Origin of the sequence: Lentzea sp. NPDC058450 (genome assembly GCF_042721395.1) — a bacterium.
Taxonomy (GTDB): Bacteria; Actinomycetota; Actinomycetes; order Mycobacteriales; family Pseudonocardiaceae; genus Lentzea.
The window spans coordinates 1-17,781 of record NZ_JBHXLO010000031.1; the positions used below are offsets into that span (position 1 = coordinate 1).

General features: G+C 69.5%; 14 protein-coding genes. 5 read left to right on the plus strand and 9 right to left on the minus strand.

Features of this window, described 5'->3' with window-relative positions; translation table 11 throughout:
- Positions 1 to 349 precede the first annotated feature (349 nt).
- The 6 genes from ACFWNN_RS35410 to ACFWNN_RS35435 all read right to left on the minus strand — a co-directional run bounded on the left by ACFWNN_RS35410 (position 350) and on the right by ACFWNN_RS35435 (position 8,221).
- A complete protein-coding gene (locus tag ACFWNN_RS35410) occupies positions 350 to 1,477 on the minus strand; it encodes a sensor histidine kinase (RefSeq protein ID WP_382444311.1) in 1,128 nt (375 codons plus the stop codon).
- 3 nt (positions 1,478 to 1,480) lie between these two features.
- Positions 1,481 to 2,164, minus strand: a complete 684-nt coding sequence (locus ACFWNN_RS35415) for a response regulator transcription factor (RefSeq protein WP_382444312.1) — start codon at positions 2,162 to 2,164, stop codon at positions 1,481 to 1,483.
- Between the two features lie 46 nt (positions 2,165 to 2,210).
- Positions 2,211 to 2,852, minus strand: a complete 642-nt coding sequence (locus tag ACFWNN_RS35420) for a slipin family protein (RefSeq protein WP_382444313.1) — start codon at positions 2,850 to 2,852, stop codon at positions 2,211 to 2,213.
- Positions 2,853 to 3,072: 220 nt separating this feature from the next.
- Complete coding sequence (gene dxs / locus ACFWNN_RS35425) at positions 3,073 to 4,977, minus strand: 1-deoxy-D-xylulose-5-phosphate synthase (protein ID WP_382444314.1); 1,905 nt, start codon at positions 4,975 to 4,977, stop codon at positions 3,073 to 3,075.
- A 62-nt stretch (positions 4,978 to 5,039) separates the two neighbouring features.
- Complete coding sequence (locus ACFWNN_RS35430; protein ID WP_382444315.1) at positions 5,040 to 6,239, minus strand: class I SAM-dependent RNA methyltransferase; 1,200 nt, start codon at positions 6,237 to 6,239, stop codon at positions 5,040 to 5,042.
- Entirely contained in the window at positions 6,236 to 8,221 is a 1,986-nt protein-coding gene (locus tag ACFWNN_RS35435; protein ID WP_382444316.1) for an APC family permease, read from the minus strand. The genes ACFWNN_RS35430 and ACFWNN_RS35435 overlap by 4 nt, the downstream gene beginning before the upstream one ends.
- 82 nt (positions 8,222 to 8,303) lie before the next feature.
- Here ACFWNN_RS35435 and ACFWNN_RS35440 point away from each other — a divergent pair, with 82 nt between their 5' ends.
- The 4 genes from ACFWNN_RS35440 (at position 8,304) to ACFWNN_RS35455 (ending at position 14,838) form a co-directional block, all read left to right on the plus strand.
- On the plus strand, positions 8,304 to 8,966 hold the full coding sequence (locus ACFWNN_RS35440) for a potassium channel family protein (RefSeq protein ID WP_382444317.1): 663 nt from the start codon (positions 8,304 to 8,306) through the stop codon (positions 8,964 to 8,966).
- Positions 8,966 to 9,622 carry a potassium channel family protein gene (locus ACFWNN_RS35445; RefSeq protein ID WP_382444318.1) on the plus strand — a complete coding sequence of 219 codons (657 nt, stop codon included), beginning with the start codon at positions 8,966 to 8,968 and terminating at the stop codon, positions 9,620 to 9,622. The genes ACFWNN_RS35440 and ACFWNN_RS35445 overlap by 1 nt, the downstream gene beginning before the upstream one ends.
- Before the next feature lie 82 nt (positions 9,623 to 9,704).
- Positions 9,705 to 12,248, plus strand: coding sequence for an AAA family ATPase (locus tag ACFWNN_RS35450; RefSeq protein WP_382444319.1), 2,544 nt, complete (start codon positions 9,705 to 9,707; stop codon positions 12,246 to 12,248).
- A 43-nt stretch (positions 12,249 to 12,291) separates the two neighbouring features.
- Positions 12,292 to 14,838 (plus strand): LuxR C-terminal-related transcriptional regulator, encoded by a 2,547-nt coding sequence (locus tag ACFWNN_RS35455; protein WP_382444320.1) that lies wholly within the window; start codon positions 12,292 to 12,294, stop codon positions 14,836 to 14,838.
- Positions 14,839 to 15,296: 458 nt separating this feature from the next.
- Here the strand turns inward: ACFWNN_RS35455 and ACFWNN_RS35460 are convergent, their stop codons facing one another.
- Positions 15,297 to 16,061: a DUF3159 domain-containing protein gene (locus ACFWNN_RS35460; protein WP_382444321.1), complete on the minus strand. Its 765-nt coding sequence runs from the start codon at positions 16,059 to 16,061 to the stop codon at positions 15,297 to 15,299.
- Positions 16,058 to 16,438 (minus strand): OB-fold nucleic acid binding domain-containing protein, encoded by a 381-nt coding sequence (locus tag ACFWNN_RS35465; RefSeq protein WP_030474780.1) that lies wholly within the window; start codon positions 16,436 to 16,438, stop codon positions 16,058 to 16,060. The genes ACFWNN_RS35460 and ACFWNN_RS35465 overlap by 4 nt, the downstream gene beginning before the upstream one ends.
- 69 nt (positions 16,439 to 16,507) lie before the next feature.
- Here ACFWNN_RS35465 and ACFWNN_RS35470 point away from each other — a divergent pair, with 69 nt between their 5' ends.
- Positions 16,508 to 17,170: an alpha/beta fold hydrolase gene (locus tag ACFWNN_RS35470; RefSeq protein WP_382444322.1), complete on the plus strand. Its 663-nt coding sequence runs from the start codon at positions 16,508 to 16,510 to the stop codon at positions 17,168 to 17,170.
- Here ACFWNN_RS35470 and ACFWNN_RS35475 read toward each other — a convergent pair.
- Complete coding sequence (locus ACFWNN_RS35475; RefSeq protein WP_382444323.1) at positions 17,167 to 17,781, minus strand: DUF3710 domain-containing protein; 615 nt, start codon at positions 17,779 to 17,781, stop codon at positions 17,167 to 17,169. The two genes, ACFWNN_RS35470 and ACFWNN_RS35475, sit on opposite strands and share 4 nt — an antisense overlap.

The following is a 17,781-nucleotide window of genomic DNA, read 5'->3' on the forward strand; positions in this document are numbered from 1 at the left end:
ACTCTCAAAGGAACTACCTCGACGAGGAGGTAATTCATATATTACTGGCTGTGTTTCGGCACGCTGTTGAGTTCTCAAAGAACACGCGCTCACCGCAGCTCATCTCCGAGGAGAGTCACTTCCGGGGCTGTGTCAGGCTTAGAAGTTTTTGTGTCCCGCACTCCGTTCCGGCTGTGTTTCCCGGCCCGTTCCGTGCTGACATGGAGAAATTTACACGGGCGTCCCACGAGATCCAAATCGGGGGTCACGTACGGAGTAACCGCAGGTCAGACACCACGCGGACGGCCCAAACCCGGCAAGATCGACGCGCAGTGTGACCGGGGCCACGCCAAGAATCTTGAAGTCGTGGTCAACGGGGTGCGCTCGGCAGGTGAACACTGACCGACAATCCGCCCGTCGGCACGGCCACTGCCTGCGCAAACCCGCCGTGAGCGGCCACCGCGGCCCGCACGATCGAGAGCCCCAGACCCGTGCCGGACTGACTGGTCCTGTCCTTCACCCCGCGGCGGAACGGCTCGAACAGCTCCTCCACGCGGTCCGGCGGGATCAACGGACCGGACGACGACACCCGCAGGACGGACCACTGCGGTCCCGTCTCCACCACGGTCTCGATCCACCCGCCGACGTGGTTGTGCCGGACCGCGTTCTCCAGCAGGTTGCCGGCGATGCGCTCCAACAGCGCGGGATCCCCGACGGCGAGCGCCGGCACGCACCGGAAGACAGTGCGCTGGTTCCGTGCGTCGGCTTCGGCCCGTGTCGCCTTCCACGCCGACTCCACCACCGCGGACAGGTCGACGGGTTCGTGCACCGCGAGCCCGATGCCGTCTGTACGCGCGAGCAGCAGCAGCGCGGACACCAACTGTTCGGCGCGCTCCCCCGCCGCACGCACGACACCGGCCATGCGCCGCAGTTCCTCGACGTCGGCATCCGGGTCGGACAACGTCACGTCCAGCTCCGTGCGCACCACCGAGAGAGGGGTGCGCAGTTCGTGCGACGCGTTCGCCACGAACCGGCGTTGCGAGTCGAAGGCCGCCTCGAGCCGGTCGAGCATCGAGTCGAACGTGTCCGCGAGCTCCGCGACCTCGTCACGCGGCCCTTCCAGGCGCAACCGCGACCCGAGCGACTCCGCGGACAACTGCCGTGCGGCACCCGTGACGTCGTGCAGCGGTTTCAGCACACGCCCGGTGAACGTCCACGCCAAAACCCCGGCCGCCACCACCATGCACGCGAACGCGATCAACCCCGCTCGCAGCAGGTCCGCACGTGCGGCCGACGTCAGTGCATCGGTCAGCGTCTTCACGGTGACGGTCACGCCGTCCACCGTCACCTGGCTGTCGGAGGGGAACGACGGCGACGAGTCGAAGACCCGTCCCACCAGCGTCCACCCGAGAAAGAGCAGGACAGCGCTCACCACCGCGACGAGCGCGGTCGTGACCAAGGTGATCCGGAGACGCAGTCCTGGTCCGCGCCTTCGCATAGGTCAGTCCTCAGCAGATCCGTTCGAAGCACTCGGCACCCGGTACCCGGAGCCCACGACGGTGTCGATGATGCCCGGTTCGCCCAGCTTCTTGCGCAACGTCATCACGGTCACGCGCACGGTCGTGGTGAACGGGTCGGCGTTCTCGTCCCACACGCGCTCCAGCAGCTCCTCGCTGCTGACGACCGATCCCTTGGCGGCGAGCAGCACTTCGAGCACGCCGAACTCCTTGCGCGTGAGCTCGATGGGCGCCCCACCGCGAGACACGGTCCGACGGGCGGGATCCAGCTCCACGTCCTGTGCGGCGAGCACGGGCGGCGTGGCCGGAGTCGCGCGCCGGGCCAACGCCCGTACGCGCGCTACCAGCTCGGGGAACGCGAACGGCTTCGCGAGGTAGTCGTCCGCGCCGAGCGACAGCCCGGACACGCGGTCTTCGATGGACCCGCTGGCCGTGAGCATCATGACCCTGGTGAGCGCGCCGGAGCTGAGGATCTCCTTGCACAGCTCGTCACCGGACATCCCCGGCAGGTCGCGGTCGAGCACGACCACGTCGTACCGCGTGACGGTCGACTTCTCGTGCCCGGTCTCGCCGTCGTAGGCGACGTCCACGGCCATGCCTTCGCGCCTCAGGCCGCGAGCGATCGCGTCGGCCAGAGGCGCCTCGTCCTCGACTACCAGAATCCGCACGCCTCAAAGGTGCCACACACACCTGAGAAAGCACTTAACGACACCTTCACGACTTCCGTGCAGGCCGATCGACGACGACCGTGGAGGCAGCCTGAAGTGCCCGAAGCTCCAGCAACGCGGGGTGCTCCTCGGCCAGGCGAGCCGCGTTCAGCAACGACCGCAGCGCCGCCGTCTCCCCACGCGCACGCTCCAGCGCCACCCGTCCCTCGGACGCCGCGACCAGCTCGGCCAGCGCGGCCCGCCGCAGCTCACCAGGCATGACGACGTCCCGGACGGCCACCTCGGAGACCGCCACACCCAGCTCGGCAGCGCGTACACCAATGGCGGCCAGCACCTCGGCGGCGATCGCCTCCCGTTCGGCGTCCACGGCCGAGTGTGCGCGCGTGACCACGGCACCGCGCAACGCCAGTTGCACGGCCGTGTAGAGCTCACCCTCAGGACCAGCCGATGCCACCACGAACGTCGTAGCCGAAGACACGGCCCAACGGACGACCACGGTCACACGCATGAGCACGCCATCAGACGTGGGCACGTCCTGTGCGGCGGGAGTCATCGTCCGCGGACGCACGTCGACACGGTGCAGCACGGTGTGCCGCGGCAGCTTGTGCTCACCGGGCTCGACCTCACCCACGAGCACACCACGATCGAACCGAACACCCCGCTCCCACGGGAACAACGTGTGCTTCACCGCTCCTCCGTCCGCACAGACCACGACCCCGGTCGGCGAGGCGTCCGGCGGGAGTCCACAAGGGACTCGCAAAGCCGGCCACCCCCGTGTGCGACCGGGGTCGTGGCACTCAGGATTCGAACCTGATGCTCCATAGGCACCTGCCACGCCCTGAACCGCGGAACCCGGGCAGGAAGTCCTGCCGGGCCGCTGAGACGCGGCGAGACGGAAGGCTAGCGGACTACTTCTCCACAGGCGCGGTGATTTCCACGGGCAGGCACTCCAGGCGAGCCGCCCACTCCGTCACGCGCCGTGCGACGTCCTGCGCGGTGATGCCGCACAACGCCAGCACCTCGCCCCTCGACCCGTGGTCGTGGAACTGCTGCGGCAACGCGATGTCGCGCAACGGCACGTCGACGTCCGCGTCACGCAACGCGGCCGCGAACGACGAGCCGAAGCCACCGTGCCGTCCACCGTCCTCGACGGTCACGACGAGCTTGTGCGACGCGGCCATCTCCACGAGGTCCACGGACATCGGGTAGATCCACCGCGGGTCGACGACGGTCACGCCGATGCCCTGGTCCTCCAGCCGTTGCGCGGCCTCGACACCGAGCTCGCCCAACGCGCCGACGGTCACCAACAGCACGTCGGAACCAGACCGTCGAAGAACATCCACGGAACCCACACGCTCCAAAGCGGGCAGGTCCGGTCCGACGGACGCCTTCGGGTACCGGATCACCGTGGGCGCGTCCGAGATCGCCACGGCCTCCCGCAGCTCCTCGGTCAGCGTGCCCGCGTCACGGGGCGCCGCCACGTGGATGCCGGGGACGACACCGCAGATGGACATGTCCCACATGCCGTGGTGCGACGCGCCGTCCGGGCCGGTGACGCCCGAGCGGTCCAGCACGACCGTGACGCCCTGCTTGTGCAGCGCGACGTCCATCAGCAGCTGGTCGAACGCCCGGTTGAGGAACGTCGCGTAGACGGCGACGACCGGGTGCAGGCCGCCGATGGCGAGACCGGCGGCGGACGTCATGGCGTGCTGCTCGGCGATGCCGACGTCGTAGAAGCGCTCCGGGAACGCCTTGGCGAACGCGTCGAGGCCGGTCGGGCCCTGCATCGCGGCGGTGATCGCCACGACGTCGGACCGTTCGCGCCCGATCTCCACCAGCGAGTCGGAGAACACGTGCGTCCACGTGCGGCCGGCGGGCTTCACGTCCTCGCCGGTGATGGGGTCGATAACGCCGGTAGCGTGCATCTGGTCGGCCTGGTGGTTCTCGGCCGGCGCGAACCCCATGCCCTTGCGGGTGACCGCGTGCACGATCACCGGGCCGCCGAACGACTTCGCGCGCTGCAAAGCCGACTCCAGCGTCGCCATGTCGTGGCCGTCGACCGGGCCGATGTACTTGAGACCGAGGTCCTCGAACATCGCCTGCGGCGCCAGCGCGTCCTTGATGCCGCGCTTGGCTGCGTGCAGCGCGGCGTAGAGCGGCTTGCCGAAGAACGGCGTCTGCTCGAGAACGCTCTTGCCCTTCTCCAGCACGCGCTCGTAGCCGGGGCGCAGGCGCAACGACGACAGGTGGTCGGCGAGACCACCGATCGTCGGCGAGTAGGAACGGCCGTTGTCGTTGACGACGATCACGACCGGACGGTTCTTGTCCGACGCGATGTTGTTCAACGCCTCCCAGCACATACCGCCGGTCAGCGCGCCATCTCCGACGACGGCGACCACGTGGCCGTGCGCGCCGTTGATCTGCTTCGCCTTCGCGAGACCGTCCGCGTAGGACAGCGCCGTCGAGGCGTGCGAGCTCTCCTGCACGTCGTGCTCGGACTCCGACCGCGACGGGTAGCCCGACATGCCGTCCTTCTGACGGAGCCGGTCGAAGCCGTCGCGACGGCCCGTGACGATCTTGTGCACGTACGACTGGTGACCGGTGTCGAAGACGATCGGGTCCTGCGGCGAGTCGAAGACGCGGTGCAGCGCCACGGTCAGCTCGACGACACCCAGGTTCGGGCCCAGGTGCCCGCCCGTCTTGGACACCTTGTCGACCAGGAAACGACGGATCTCCTCGCACAGCTGCGACAGCTGTGCCTCGTCCATCCGTTTCAGATCAGCTGGTCCGTGCACGGACTCCAGCAGGGTCACCACGCCCACCTCACTCCTGAAGACTTCGGCCCAGTCTACGGAGACGCCACTGAGACGCCTTGTCAGCCGGTCTCAGGTACCAACAGCGCGATGCACTCCATGTGGTGGGTCATCGGGAACGCGTCGAACGCCCGGAGATCGGCGAGCCGGTAGCCCTGAACAGTGAATTCGGCCAGGTCGCGGGCCAGTGCGGCGGGGTCGCAGGCGACGTAGACGACGCGCTGCGGGCGGCGCCGTGCGACTTCAGCCACAACGACCTTGCCCGCCCCCTTGCGAGGGGGGTCGAGCACCACGACGTGAGGGTCCTCGACGGGCAGACGGCGTCCCACGGCGCGTTCGACCTTGTCGATGACGAACTCGACCTGGGACATCCGGCGGAGGTTGCGCCGGCCGTCTTCCACCGCGCCGGGAAACGACTCCACGACCAGCACGGAACCGGTCTCGCCGACCTGCCGTGCGAGCACCGACGCGAACAGGCCCGCACCGCCGTAGAGGTCCCACGCGCGTTGGCCGGGCTCCGCCGCCGCCCACTCCCCCACGACCGTGGCGAACGTGTCCGCGGCGGCCGGGTGGACCTGCCAGAAGCCGTCCGCGGAAATTCGCCACTTTCGGTTGGCGGCGGTCTCGACGGCCGTACCGGTTCCGGCGCGGCGCGCGGTGTGTCGGCCGCGCACCTCACCCACATGACGGTTGCCGTCACCGTCCTGGACGATCGTGAGCTCCTGGGCCCGCCACGTTCGGTCGGCCACGGCCTCGACCATGCCCGGCCGGGAGATCACACAGTGGTCGATCGGGATCACATCGTGGGAACGGGTGCCGCGGAAACCGGGCCTTCCGTCGCGGTCGACGGCCATCCGGATGCGGGTCCGCCACTCCAGCGGGCCGCCCGGCAGCGCTTCGACCACCACGTCCCGGTCGATCTTCGCCAGGCGGGTCAGCTGCTCGCGCACGACCTGGGCCTTGAGCTCGCGCTGCGCGTCCCACGACACGTGCTGGAAGTCGCAGCCACCGCACATCCCGGGCCCGCTGAACGGGCACGGCGCCTCGACGCGGTCCGGTGACGGCTCCAGGATCTCGATGGCGTCCGCACGGCAGAACGACCCGCCGTTGTCCTCGTACACCGACGCCACGACGCGTTCGCCGGGCAGTGCGTGACGCACGAACAGAACGCGCCCCTCGTGCCGTGCGACGAAATGCCCGCCGTGCGCGACGGCTCCTACCTCGACCTCGACCTTGCGGCCGGTCCAGTCTTCCTTGCTCATCGGTCGTCCAGTCCCCTTCGGACAGCGCCGGGTGCGATGACGTCCTTGTCCTTGACCTTCACCGACGACTCGAGCTGCCACGGAACACTGGTCACCATCACACCCGGCTGGAAAAGCAGCCTTCCCTTGAGCCGCAACGCGCTCTGGTTGTGCAGCAGCTGCTCCCACCAGTGGCCGACGACGTACTCGGGGATGAACACCGTAACAACGTCGCGCGGGTTGTCCGTCTTGACTCTCTTGACGTAGTCGAGAACGGGCTTGGTGATCTCCCGGTAGGGGGACTCGATGACCTTGAGCGGGATCTTGAAGTTCTCCTTCTCCCACTCGGCGACGAGCTTGCGGGTGTCGCCGTCGTCGACGTTGACCGTGACGGCCTCCAGCACGTCCGGCCGGGTGGCCTTCGCGTAGGACAACGCGCGCAACGTCGGCATGTGCAGTTTGGACACGAGCACCATGGCGTGGTTGCGGGCGGGCATCGTCCGCACGCGCTCCTGCTTGCGCAGCTCCTCCGCGACCGTGTCGTAGTGCTTCCTGATAGCGGTCATCAACGCGTAGATAGCGGCCATCGCGGCGATGGCGATCCACGCGCCCTTGGTGAACTTCGTGATGAGCACGATGATCAGCACGGTCGCGGTCAAGGCCAGACCGAACGTGTTGATGGCCTGCGAGCGGCGCATCCTGGTCCGCGCCTGCGCGTCGGTCTCGCTCTTGAGCAGCCGCTGCCAGTGCTTGATCATGCCGAGCTGGCTCAGCGTGAACGACACGAACACGCCGACGATGTAGAGCTGGATCAGCCGGGTGACCTCGGCGTCGAACGCGATCACGAGCACGACCGCGAACCCGGCGAGGAACAGGATGCCGTTGGAGAACGCGAGCCGGTCGCCGCGCGTGTGCAACTGACGCGGCAGATAGCGGTCCTGGGCGAGGATCGAGCCGAGCACCGGGAAGCCGTTGAACGCGGTGTTGGCGGCGAGCACGAGGATCAGCGCGGTGACGCCGGCGATGAAGTAGAAGCCCGGCGGGAAGTTGTCGAACACGGCGTGCGCGATCTGCGCGACCATCGTCTTCTGCTCGTAGCCCTCGGGCGCGTTGGTGATCTGCTGCTTGGGGAACTCGGCCATCCGCACGTCGGTGAGCTGGGCGAGGATGATCAGGCCCATCAGCATCACGACCGAGATGCCGCCCATCAGCAGCAGCGTCGTGGCGGCGTTGCGTGATTTGGGCTTGCGGAAAGCGGGCACTCCGTTGCTGATGGCCTCCACACCCGTGAGCGCCGCACAGCCCGATGAGAACGCACGCAGCACGAGGAACACGAACGCGAGGCCCATCAGGTGGTCCGACTCGGCGTGGATCTCGAGGCCGGAGCTCTCGGCCCGCATGTCGTCGCCCAGGACGAACCCGCGGAACAGGCCGTAGCCGATCAGGCCGAAGACACCGATCATGAACGCGTAGACGGGGACGGCGAACGCGCTGCCGGACTCGCGGATGCCGCGCAGGTTCACGGCCGTGAGCAGCACGATGGCCGCGACCGCGAACTCCGCCTTGTGGGTCGCGACGAACGGGATCGCGGAGCCGATGTTCGCCGCCGCCGCCGAGATCGACACGGCGACCGTGAGGATGTAGTCGACGAGCAGGGCGCTCGCCACCGTGAGCCCCGCTCTGCGCCCGAGGTTGACCGTCGCGACCTCGTAGTCGCCGCCGCCGGACGGGTACGCGTGCACGTTCTGGCGGTAGCTGGCGACCACGGTGAGCATGACCACGACGACCGCGACACCCACCCACGGCGCCATTGCATAGGCGCTCAAGCCGGCCACCGACAGCATCAGGAAAATCTCTTCCGGCGCGTACGCGACCGACGACATGGCGTCGGAGGCGAAGACCGGCAAGGCGATGCGTTTGGGCAGCAGGGTGTGAGCGAGGCGATCGCTGCGGAATGGCCGTCCGACCAGGAGGCGTTTGGCAGCGGTGGCGAGCTTGGACACGGCCAGAGCGTAAGGGGTCCGCTCACCGGGACGGGCTAATGCTCGGTAGGTTCTGCGCAGAGTTCGCCTGAGGAGGCATGTCGTGCACGTGGTGATCATGGGCTGTGGCCGGGTGGGGGCGTCCCTGGCCAGGGCTCTGGAGCGACTCGACCACCAGGTCGCCGTGATCGACAAGGACGCGCAGTCGTTCCGCAGGCTGGGCAGCGACTTCCACGGACAGCAGGTCGTCGGCAACGGTTTCGACCGCAATGTCCTGATCGAGGCCGGAATCGAGCGCGCGGGCGCGTTCGCGGCGGTCTCCAGCGGGGACAACTCGAACATCATCTCGGCGCGGGTGGCGAGGGAGACGTTCGGCGTCGAGCACGTCGTCGCGCGCATCTACGACCACAAGCGCGCGGCCGTGTACGAGCGCCTGGGCATCCCCACGGTGGCGACGGTGCCGTGGTCGACCGACCGGTTCCTGCGCATGCTGCTGCCCGAGGGCGCGGCGACGGCGTGGCGCGACCCGTCCGGCACGGTGGCGGTGCTGCCGATCGAGGTCTCCGAGGAGTGGGTCGGGCGGCCGGTGCGGGAGCTCGAGGAGACGATCGGCGCGCGTGTGGCGTTCGTGATGCGCTTCGGCACGGGCGTGCTGCCGGACGCGAAGACCATGGTGCAGGCGGACGACACCATCTACGTGGCGGCGTTGTCCGGCACGATCACCGACGTCGCGGCGGCGGCGCTGCAGGCACCGGAGGACAACTGATGCGGGTCGCGATCGCGGGCGCGGGAGCGGTGGGGCGGTCCATCGCGCAGGAGCTCGTCTCGGACGGGCACCAGGTCATGCTGATCGAACGGGACCGGGCGCACTTCGACCCGAACTCCGTCGAGCAGGCAGAGTGGGTGCAGGCCGACGCGTGCGAATTGTCCTCTTTGGAGGACGCGGGCATGCACCTGTGCGACGTGGTGATCGCCGCGACCGGTGACGACAAGGTCAACCTCGTGGTGTCGCTGCTCGCGAAGACGGAGTTCGCGGTCCGTCGCGTCATCGCGCGCGTGAACGACCCCACGAACGAGTGGCTGTTCACCGAGTCGTGGGGTGTCGACGTGGCCGTGTCGACGCCACGGCTGTTGGCCGCCATGGTCGAGGAGTCCGTGACGATCGGTGACGTCGTGCGGCTGCTGACGTTGCGGCAGGGGCAGGCGAACCTCGTGGAGATCACGCTCGACGAGTCGACGCCGTTCGCCGGCCGGGCGGTGTCGGAGCTGACGCTGCCGCGGGACGCCGCGCTGGTGACGATCCTGCGCGGCGGGCGGGTCATCGTGCCGCAGCCCGACGACACCCTGGAGGGCGGGGACGAGCTGTTGTTCGTCACCACCGCGGCGGTCGAGCAGGAGATCAAGACCGCGCTGGGGTATTAGCCGGATCGGGTGGTTGCCGCCGTGAGGGCCTCACGGCGGCGTGGGCCGGTATCTGCGGAACGGATTCGGGCACTTACCACCCGTGAGCGATCAGCTGCCCCTGGTCGGGCGCGAGAGAGAGTTGCGGACCGCGCTGCGGGCGTTGGCCGTGGACGGCGCTGTGCTGTTGTCCGGCCCTCCTGGTGTGGGGAAGACACGGCTGGCTACTGAGGCGCTTCTCGCCGTGCCGCACCCGGTGGTGCGTTGTTATGCCACGGTCGCCACATCGCGTATTCCACTCGGTGCGTTCGCATCGCTCGTGCCTTCGGACCTGCCTGCTTCTCGGGGGCTTCTGCCTTCGTCGTCGGTGCGGGCGGCCGCTGAGCATCTCTCTCGTGGCGGGCAACGGGTGTTGTCGGTCGATGACGCTCATCTGCTCGATGACGCTTCGTTGTTGGTGTTGCAACACCTCGTGCGTCATCGGCTGATGCGGGTCATGTGCACCGCACGGCCCTGCTGGGGTGTCGAGGGCCTGACCGTCGTCGCGGTGGAGGCGCTGGACCAGGAGCGTGCGGACGCGTTGCTGGCCGCAGCGCTGGGTGGGCCCGCCGACGCCACGACGCGACACTTGGTGTGGGCGAACAGCCAGGGGAACCCGTTGTACCTCAAGGAACTCGTGGCGGCCGGGCGGCACCGCGGCGCGCTGGCCGAGACCGAGGGCGGGTGGAGCTGGAGCGGGCCGCTGGAGCTGTCCGGGCGGCTCGCCGAGCTCGTGGACCTGACGCTGGGGCGGCTCGCGGAGCCGCAGCGGCGGGCGTTGGAACTGCTGGCGTACGGGGAGCCGCTGGAACCCTTGTTGATGCCGGTGCCGCGGGACTTGGTGGACATGGGGTTCGTGCGCGTCGGTGATGACGGACGCGCGCGCGTTGCGCATCCCTTGTACAGCGCGCGCCTGCGGGCCACTTGTCCGACGTTGCGTGCACGGGCGCACCGGCGTGCATTGGCAGACAGGCTCGAATCCGCCGGTGTGGACCGGCCCGGTGATGCGGTGCGCCTCGCGACGTGGCGGCTCGACAGCGGGACGGCGGACTCACCGGACGTGCTGGCGCGTGCGGCCGAACACGCACTGTCCGCACAGGACTGGGAGCTGGCCGAACGGCTCTCGCGCGCGGCCGTCGCCCGTGGGATGACACCGCGCGTCGGGCTCGTACTGGGTCTTGTGCTGATGTACCAACGCCAATGCCATGAGGCCGAGTCCGTGTTCGCGTCGGCCATGGCGTCGTGCGGCGACATCGCGACGTTGATCCAGGTCGGCTGTGCACGCGCGTTCAACCTGTTCTTCGGTGTCGGTGACGACGGCGCCGCCGTGGCCGTGCTGGATCACGTGACCGAACGGGAGCTGCCCGCTGAGCTCGAGCACGCGGTGTTGTTCTTCTCGCTGATGTTCGCGCTGGAGGCGGCGCCCCTGCGGATCGCGCGGCTCGGCGGGGAGATGCTGGTCGCCGAGGGTGGCTGGGCGGAGACGGCGGGACGGCAGGTGCTGGCGTTCGCGGACCAGTTCGCCGGGCGGTATCCCGAGGCGATCGCGCGGGTGCTGGAGAACGAGCCGGCGGTGCTGGCGGCGGCGGGGCGGTTCCCGACGCTGGTGGCGGCGGCGCGGGGCGTGCGCAACGAGAGCCTGCTGCGCAGCGGTGCCCTGGTGGAGGCCGAGAAGCGGGCCGTGCGGGCGCTGGCCGAGGTGATCGAGGACAGCCGCTGGTCGGTGACGCAGGTGCCGCCGCGGGTGCTGCTGAGCCAGAGCGCCCGGATGCGCGGGAAGGCCGCGGCCGCCGTGCGCGTCACGGCGGAGGGCGTGACCGAGCCCGGGACGGTGCCGATGATGTGGGACGTGCTGCTGCTGGCCGAGTTCGCGGCGGGAGCGGCGTTGCACGGGCAGTCTGATCGTGCGTTCCGTGCGCTGGCACGTGCGGAAGCCGGGTTGCGGCCCGCGTGGCGTATCGCGCAGTTCGCCGTGGGAGCCGCACGGTCGTGGGTGCTCGCGGGGGCCGGGCGGGTAAAGGAAGCAATGCAAGCCGCCTTGGACAACGCCGCGTTGGCTGGGGAGTACGGCGCGCACTCCGATGAGATCGGTTCGCTGCACGACGCCGCACGGTTCGGTGCGGACACCTCGCCTCGTTTGCTCGAACTCGCCAAGTCTCGGCGTGATCCTCTGACGACCGCGTATGCCTCGCACGCCCAGGCGCGCGCGTTGCGTGACCCGGCGGGGCTGGAGGAGGTGGCGGCAGCTTTCTTGGCGTGCGGTGCCACGTTGTACGCGGCCGAGGCGCTCGCGGAGGCCAGCCGACTGTCACGGCTGCACGACCGGCCAAGGGACGCGGATCGGTTGGAGAAGAAGGCGTCGGCGCTCATGGAGTCGTTCGACGGCGCGACCACGCCCGGTCTGGTGGTGACGAGCACCCTCGTGGCGTTGACGCCGCGTCAGCTGGAGATCGCGCGGCTGGCCGTGGCGGGGCTGACGAACGTGGAGATCGCTTCGCGGCTCGCCATCGCCAAACGCACCGTGGACAACCACCTGCACACGACGTACGCCGCCGTCGGTGTGACCGGACGGGGTGGCTTGCGCGCGTTGTTCGGCCTCGGCGCGTAAATCGATGTGCGCGGTGAGCCGGAACCTGGGCACACTGCGAGACGTGTGGCCGTTCGTGGGCAGGGCGCGGGAACTCGAGGACGTGGTGTCCGCGCTGACGTCCGAGGCCGGCGCGGCGCTCGTCGGACCCGCCGGTGTGGGCAAGACGCGACTCACGGACGAGGTCGTCGCACGGCTCGAACGCACCGGCGTGGTGGTGCGTCGCTGCTACGCCACCGTGGCGACGTCGTCCATCCCGTTCGGTGCCATGGCCGCGATGCTGCCTGCCGACCTGCGCACGGCGAATCCGCTCGGTCGCGCCGTGGAGCACCTGTTGGCGTTGCCACGGCCGTTGGTGATCGTGGTGGATGACGCGCATCTGCTCGATGACGCGTCCATCGCGTTGCTGCACCACGTGATCCGGCATGGGCACGCACGCGTTCTGGCGACGTCACGGCCGGGCGAACGCACCGAGCTGTGGCAGGAGGGCTTGCTGCGCCGCTACCCGCTCGACGACCTGGCGCGTGCCGAGTCCGACCTGCTCCTCGAACGCGCTCTGGGTGGTCCGGTAGACACGCGTTCTGCGTCGTTGTTGTGGTCGGCGAGCGCCGGAAACCCGTTGTACCTCAGGGAGCTCGTCGTGTCCGGACGCGCCATGGGGTCGTTGCGCAGCGACGACGGCATCTGGTCGTGGCACGGCGCGATCGAGCTCGACGGCCGCCTCGCCGAGCTCGTGCGCTCGAACCTGGGCCGCCTCGACTCCGCGCACCGGCACGCGTTGGAACTCCTCGCCTACTCCGAACCCGTCGAACTGGACCTGCTGGCACCGCTGGTTCAGGAAGCGGCACTCGACGACCTCGAAACGCGCGGATTGATCCGTGTCGAGTCATCGGACCGTCGCGCGGTCGTGCGCCTAGGACACCCTCTGTACGGCAGCCTGCTCCGCGCCACATGCCCGACGTTGCGCGCGCGATCCCACCAACGCGCGTTGGCCACCGCTCTCGAAGCGACCGGTGCCCGTCGCCGCGAAGACCTGATGCGCATCGCCACCTGGCGCCTCGACAGCGGTGCCCCGCCTTCGGTCGACCTCCTGGTCGCCGCCGCCGAACAGGCCTGGGCGGCCCAGGACGTGACGCTCGCCGAACGCCTGTGCCGGGGCGCCGTGGCGGCAGGCGGCCTGAACTGCGTGGGCCACGTGTTCGGCCAGGTCCTGATGCACGGCCGGGCCCCGTCCGAAGCCGAGGCGACGCTCGCCGACGTGATGTCCGGCCCCCTGTCCGCCGAGGACCGGAGCCGCCTGGGCGCCACCCGCGCGATGAACCTGCACTTCGGCCTGGGCGACGCCGGCACCGCCGCGGCCGTGCTCGATGGCGTCGACGTCCCTTCCCTGCCACCGGACCTGCTTGACTGGCTACGCGTCGTGCGCGTCATCTCCGCCGCCCAACACGACCACGTGACCTCAGTGCTGGAACGCACCCATCAGCCCGTGGCGCCTCATCTGTCCGTCCACATGCAACGCACCAGAGCACTGTGCCTCCTCCACGCAGGCCGCTACAGCGACGTTCTGGCCGAAATCGACGCCTACTCACTCACGTCCGAACCCGACGACGGCGCACTACGCATGCGCAGCTTCGCCCTGGCGTTCGCCGGACACCTTTCCGAAGCCGAAGCCCTCGCGCTGACGATGCACACACGCCCGTTCGACGAACTCGCTTTCACCGGCGCAACGTCCCTCTACAGCGTGCTGTCCTTCTGCGCGCGCCTGCGAGGCCACGGCGCCCAAGCCCTCCGTCTGGCCCGCGAAGGCACCCCCAAACCGTCCACCGGCACTCCCCCGCTGATCTTCGACGCCATCGCCCTGGCCAACCTCGCCTTCGCCGCCGCCCTGACCGGAGACCCCCGTCTCGCCCAGGACTCCCTGGCCAGAGCCGAGTCAGCCCGCCGCCCGGCCTGGCGCCTGGCAGGCCTGACCGTCTCCCTGGCCCGCTCCTGGGTCCTGGCCGCGACCGGCGACCTCCCCGCCGCCACCGCCGCGGCCCTGGCGGCCGCCGACGAATGCGCCTCGCTGGGCGCACACGGCAGCGAAGCCATGGCCCTGCACGACGCGGCCCGCCTGGGCGCCGACACCTCCCACCGCCTGACGGCCCTCACGGCCACCATGAACGACCCGCTGACCAGCACCTACGCCGCCCACGCCACCGCACTGGCCCAAGCCGCGCCCACCCTCCTGGAAACCACCGCGACGGCCTTCCACCGCCTGGGCGCCACCCTGCACGCCGCCGAAGCCCTGGCCGCCGCCACCCGCCTGCACCGCGCCCAGGGCAACCCCCGCGCCGCCCCCCAGACCTCCGCCCGCCAGGCCCTCCTGACCCGCGACTTCGACAACGCCCACACCCCGCCCCTGCGCGCCGACGACCTCTCCCACCACACCCGCCTGACCCGCCGCCAGACCGAGGTCGCCCGCCTGGCCACCTCCGGACTCACCAACCAGCAGATCGCCGCCCAGCTGCACACGTCCAAACGCACCGTCGACAACCACCTGCACGCGATCTACGGCGTCCTCGGGGTGACGGGCCGCGACGAACTGCGCACCGTCCTCGGCCTCCGCTGACCCGCGCCGATATCCAATACATCGCATATCGCGTCCGTCGGCCGATCTAATATCCAATACATCGCATACGGGAGTCGCGGGCCGTCCCACCGATATCCGATATCCGATGTACTGGATATCGGATATCGCGCATCTGCCGCTCGAAGCCCGGTGCGACGCCCGCTCCACGCCTACTCCACGCCGCCCGCAGTTCCCGCTGGAGTGTTCGGCCGAAATGGCTCGCCACAACCAAACGGGCACCCCTTCGCGATGACAACGTTGTCTTCCCTCGGCGCGATATCCGATATATGGCACACGGGATATCGGTCACGCAGACCCTGGGCAGTTCGCCGCACCCGACGCCAGGCCTGGAGCACCGCGCAGTTTCCCTTGTTCGCGGAATACTCCCCGGATCGCGGCCCGAAACGACCACGGCCGGCGCCCCGAGGTGGGGCGCCGGCCGTGTGGGGTCGAGCGGGTCAGTCTCTGGACTTGTCGCGGGACTCGGCGTCGACGACGCGCTTGAGCTCGTCCATGTCCGGGGTGAGCAGGTCGTCGGCCGTGCGGGCGAGCACGTCGTTCACCTCGGCCTCCGCGGCGACCTTGGCCTCGGCGGCTTCCTCGGCCGCCTTGAGGCGCTTGTCGGCGCGGCGGACCGCCCAGACCGTGGCGAGCAGTGCGATCGCCATCAGCGGGTAGCCCATGCCGAGGCGGGCGACGGCGAGCCAGCCGACCTGGTCCTCGTCGTAGAGCCAGCGCTGGACCACGAAGCGCGCGAAGAACACCAGGGCCCACACGAAGGTCGCGATGTCGTAGTCGCGGACCGAGGCCTTGTCGGCGCGCCAGGAGCGGTCCCGGCCGTTGAGGAACGTCCAGATCACGCCGGCGAGCGGCCAGCGCAGGATGATCGACAGCAGGAACGCGCTGCCGTACACGACGCTCTGCCAGATGCCGAAGAGGAAGAATCCCTTCGCCTCGCCTGTCTTGTAGGCGATGAAGGCCGCGATGCCGACGCCGAAGACGGCGGAGATCGCGGGCTGGATGGTGCCCTTGCGCACGGCCAGGATCACGCCGATGACGACCGCGGCGGCGAGGGAGCTGATGATCGCGGCCATCAGGTTCTTGGTCGCGAAGTTGATGATCACGAAGACGAGCACGGGCAGCGACGAGTAGAGCATTCCGCTCACGCCGCCCATCTGCTCGAGGACGGTGGGCTGCTTTTCTTCGGTCTCAGCTGAGGTCATGAAGCGTTCTGCAACTCGTAATAGGGGTTGTAGAGCACCTTGCGCCCGTCGCGCACGGCGATGCGGCCCCGGGCCTTGATCGTCCGACCAGGCTCGATTCCCGCGATGCGACGGCGGCCGAGCCAGACGAGTGTGACGCCCTCGGTGCCGTCGTAGAGCTCGGCTTCCAGCGTGGCGGCCGCGTCCCGCGGGCAGAGCTCCACACTCCGGAGCCTGCCGAGGACGGTGACCTCCTCACCGGACTTGCAGTCGCAGGCCTTCACCGCGCCGACGGCCTCCGCTTTTCGCGAGAGGTCGTCCGCGTCGAGCTCGGTCACGTCGCTGGTCAAGCGACGCACCAAGCGGCGCCAATAGCCGCTCATCCCCGACTCCTGCATTGCTCAGGTGGCCCCGTGGTGTGGACCGTCTGACAGTGAGGGTACGCAGAGGCAACGACAATCTTCGGCGTGCCTGCCGAGACCGTCCTCCTGCTGCCCGGTACCGCCTCCGACGAGGTGTTCGTCCGGTCTGTCTTCACCGATCCGTTGTCGCAGGTCGGTGCCGTTCTCAACGCCCCGACCGTCCGCACACTGAGTGAACGGTTGACGGCCCTCGAAAATGCCCCGGCAGGCCACCCGATCGTGGTCGGCGGTGTCTCGCTGGGCGCTCACGTCGCGGCGCGGTGGGCGGCGCACAACCCGGAACGGTGCGCGGGACTCGTGCTGGCACTGCCGGCGTGGATCGGCGACCCGCGGGACGCACCCGCCGCGCATGCCGCCAAAGCGAGTGCCGAGATCATCAGAACCCGAGGCCTGGCAACGGCTCTGGCCGGAACAACCGGTTGGTTGCACGACGAGCTGTCGCGGGCCTGGCACGGCTACGGCGACCGGCTCGTGCCGCACCTCGAAGAAGCCGCCGAGTCGCTCGCGCCGACCCTCGAGGAGCTGAAGTCGCTGGACGTGCCGACGGGGATCCTCGGGTGCACCGACGATCCGGTGCACCCGATCGAGATCGCCCGGCTGTGGGCGGAGGCGATGCCCCGCGCCGTGCTCGTCACGACGACGCTGGACGCCTACCCGCACGCTCTCGGGCGCGCGGTGCAGGCGTGGCAGCAGGCGGTGAGCCGCTAGCCCTGCTGCTGGATGTGCCGGGCGATCGCTTCCGGCAGCTCGACCGGCAGCGGGGTGCGGGGCGGCATGGGCTGCTCGCCGCGCACGACCACGGTGCCGCGCAGCATCTCGCGCAGTGCCGCGGAGTTCTGCTCGAAGTGCTCCTCGGGACCGGCGGCGACACCGCGCAGCATCCAGCGCGGGCCGTCGACGCCGACGAAGAGGATCTGCACGCCCTGGTTGCGCGCGGTGATCTCCTCGCCCCACTCGCCGTTCTCGCGGTTGATGCGGGCGCCGTCCTCCTTGAGGCCGTCGATCAGCTCGGCGCCGACCTCCCGCCACAGGCCGCCGGACTTCGGCGCGGCGAACGCGCTGACCGTCAGCTGGCCGACGGACGTGAGGACGTGCACGGCGCGCACGGAGCCGTTCTGCTGGTCCATCTCGACCTGCAGCTGGGCCTCGTCCGGCATCGGCAGCTGCACCGATCCCAGGTCGAGCCGCTGCACGTCGTCGTGGGGCGCGACCGTGGAGTCCCACGGGCCGTCGACGTCCTCGTCGAACGACTCGTGGTCCTGACCGGTGTCGACGGCCCCCGAGGAGTGACGACCGCGCTTGCGGCGCCTTCCGAACAT